The sequence below is a fragment of the Kineococcus glutinatus genome, from assembly GCF_039542765.1.
GTDB classification, from domain to species: Bacteria; Actinomycetota; Actinomycetes; order Actinomycetales; family Kineococcaceae; genus Kineococcus_A; species Kineococcus_A glutinatus.
Genome location: NZ_BAABIL010000700.1, coordinates 1 through 3,075, shown reverse-complemented (window position 1 = coordinate 3,075; position 3,075 = coordinate 1). Strand labels below are relative to the sequence as shown.

Sequence of the window (3,075 nt, the reverse complement as noted above, 5' to 3'; positions counted from 1 at the left end):
GGCGGGCAGGTCCGGCTCGGCGGCCGGGACGACGGCGGGCCGCACGCGCTGGCGCTCCGCGGGCGCCAGCGGCAGCAGCGCACGGCGGTCGCGCGGCACGTGGGAGCCGGGCCGCTCCCCGCGCAGGATGCCGCCGAGGTGGCCGGCGAGGTCGGTGTAGGAGTCGAAGCCGAGCACCGCGTCGGCCTCGGGCAGCTCGTCGGCGAGCTGCTTGCCGTAGCGCTCGGCGAGGCAGCCGACGGCCACGACGGCCTGCGTGCGGCCGCTCTCCTTCAGGTCCGCGGCCTGCAGGACGGTGTCGATGCTGTCCTTCTTGGCCTGCTCGATGAAGCCGCAGGTGTTGACGAGCGCGACGTCGGCCTCGGCCGCGTCGTCGACGAGGTCCCACCCCGCGGCGGAGAGCCGGCCGGCCAGCTCCTCGGAGTCGACGTCGTTGCGGGCGCAGCCCAGGGTGATCAGCGCGACGGAGCGGGGAGGCACCACGCCAGGGTACGCACCGGCACGGGGTGCCGACGCCGCAGCGCGGTGCCGCCCGGGCTCACCCCTCGAGGCGGACGGGCACCTGCCGGCCGTGGACGGCGTGGGCCTGCTGCGGCGGCGGGGCCGTGGCGGTGGGCGAGGGCACCGGGGGGCGTGGCGTCGGTGCCGGCGTCGGTGCCGGCGTCGGCGCCGGCGTCGGCAGCGACTCGGGGACGTCGGCGTCCGCGGGAGCCGGGTGGGGCGTCGCGGGGGCCGGGTGGTTGTCCTCCAGCAGCGCCCGCATCGGCCGCGTGGGGCGGAACCAGCCGCCGCCGGGGGGCAGCGCCGTGAGGCGCGTGCGGCCCAGCGGTACCTGGAACGCACCCGGCACGTCCTCCAGGTCGACGAACTCGATGTGCTCGGACTCCTGGGCGTAACCGGCGACCTCGGCGAAGGACAGCACGGTGACGTGCACGCCGTCGCGGCCCAGCGCCTCCAGGGGCTGGTGGAAGTTGCGCCCGTCGCCGCTGGCCACGACGAGGCGGACGAGGCGGTGGCTGGCCCGGCGTTCGGCGATGTGGCGCAGCATGTCCTCGTCGACGTCGTCGTCGGACTGCAGCTTGGGCCGGGCGAAGACGGAGTACCCGAAGCTGCGCAGCGCCTCGATCCAGCCCCGCATGCTCACCGCGCTGGAGGGCTGGACGTTGGTGAAGACGCAGCCCTCGACGTCGCGCTCGGCGGCGCCCCCGAGGAACCAGCGGGCGATGGCGTCGAAGCGGGGGCGCGAGGCGGGCGAGGGCCGGCCGCCGAGGATGCTCGACAAGGTCATGTCGATGTTCGGCGCATCCCACACGAGGAGGTCGAGCTCGCGCGCCGCGTCGGCATCGTGCACAGCCATGCGCACATCGTTGCACGGAGAGTCACCAAACGCGACGCAGTGCTCGCATAGCGTCACCCTGTGTCGCAGATGTCCCACGCCGGGACGGACCTCAGATCCGGTCCGTGAGCTCCCAGGCGTCCTCGGAACCCTCGTCGCCGTCCACCACGACGTCCGCGCCGGAGTCGTCCAGCAGCGCCGTGGGCGGCTCCTCCCCGCGGATCTGCGCCAGCGTGCCCGCCAGGTCCTCCGGCTTGACCAGCACGTCGCGCGCCTTCGACCCCTCGCTGGGTCCCACCACGCCCCGGGACTCCAGCAGGTCCATGAGGCGACCGGCCTTGGCGAAGCCCACCCGCAGCTTGCGCTGCAGCATCGACGTCGAGCCGAACTGGGTGTTCACCACCAGCTCCGCCGCGGCCAGCAGCACCTCCAGGTCGTCGCCGATCTCCTCGTCGACCTGCTTCTTCTGCACCGGCGCGACCACGTCGTCGCGGTAGGACGGCTGGAGCTGGCCCTTGACGTGCGCGACGACGGCCTCGACCTCCGACTCCGTCACCCACGCGCCCTGCACCCGCATCGGCTTGCTGGCGCCCATCGGCAGGAACAGGGCGTCCCCCTGCCCGACGAGCTTCTCCGCACCCGGCTGGTCCAGCACGACGCGGGAGTCGGCCAGGGAGGAGGTGGCGAACGCCAGCCGGCTCGGCACGTTCGCCTTGATGAGCCCGGTGACGACGTCGACGCTGGGCCGCTGCGTGGCCAGCACCAGGTGGATGCCCGCCGCCCGGGCCAGCTGCGTGATCCGCTGGATCGAGGCCTCGACGTCCCGCGGGGCGACCATCATGAGGTCCGCGAGCTCGTCGACGATCACCAGCAGGTACGGGTAGGGCTGCAGGACGCGCTGGCTGCCCGCCGGCACCTGCACCCTGCCCGCCCGCACCGCGCGGTTGAAGTCGTCGATGTGCTTGAACCCGAAGGCGGCGAGGTCGTCGTAGCGGGTGTCCATCTCCTTCACCACCCACTCCAGGGCCTCGGCGGCCTTCTTGGGGCTGGTGATGATCGGGGTGATGAGGTGCGGGATGCCCTCGTAGATCGTCAGCTCGACCCGCTTGGGGTCCACGAGGACCATCCGCACCTCCTCGGGCGTGGCCCGCATGAGGATCGAGGTGATCATGGAGTTGACGAAGCTCGACTTGCCCGCGCCCGTGGCGCCCGCCACGAGCAGGTGCGGCATCTTCGCGAGGTTGGCGACGACGTAGCCGCCCTCGACGTCCTTGCCCACGCCCATCACCATGGGGTGCTCGTTCTTGCGGGCGACGCCGCTGCGCAGCACGTCCCCCAGGGAGACGGTCTCGCGGTCGGTGTTGGGGATCTCGATGCCGATGGCCGACTTGCCCGGGATCGGCGACAGGATCCGCACGTCGGCGCTGGCCACCGCGTAGGCGATGTTCTTCGACAGCGCCGTGACCCGCTCCACCTTGATGCCGGGGCCGAGCTCCACCTCGTAGCGGGTCACCGTCGGCCCGCGCATGAAACCGGTCACCTTGGCGTCGATCTCGAACTGGTCGAGCACCGTCGTCAGCGCCTCGACGACGCGGTCGTTGGCGGCGCTGCGCGTCTTGTGCGGCGTGCCGGGGGTGAGCACGTCGTCGGAGGGCAGCGCGTACGCCACGTCCCCGGCGAGCACGAGCTGCTCCACGCGCAGCGACGCCGGCTCCGCGGCCGGCGCGGCACCGCCGCGG

General features: G+C 73.2%; 2 protein-coding genes and 1 pseudogene. All 3 read right to left on the bottom strand.

From position 1 onward, the window contains the following. Positions 1-480, bottom strand: a pseudogene (locus ABEB16_RS20355) (30S ribosomal protein S12 methylthiotransferase RimO); the annotation flags it as partial. 58 nt (positions 481-538) lie between these two features. After that, the gene (locus ABEB16_RS20350) at positions 539-1,357 is read right to left on the bottom strand and encodes an NYN domain-containing protein (RefSeq protein ID WP_345714016.1); all 819 of its coding nucleotides are present in this window, start codon (positions 1,355-1,357) and stop codon (positions 539-541) included. A 91-nt stretch (positions 1,358-1,448) separates the two neighbouring features. Then, the coding region (locus ABEB16_RS20345) for a DNA translocase FtsK (RefSeq protein ID WP_345714015.1) at positions 1,449-3,075 on the bottom strand (1,627 nt) is incomplete at its 5' end.

Coding starts and splice junctions, on each gene's coding strand:
- ABEB16_RS20350 (WP_345714016.1), bottom strand. CDS start 1,357: ATGGCTGTGCACGATGCCGACGCGGCGCGCGAGCTCGACCTCCTCGTG.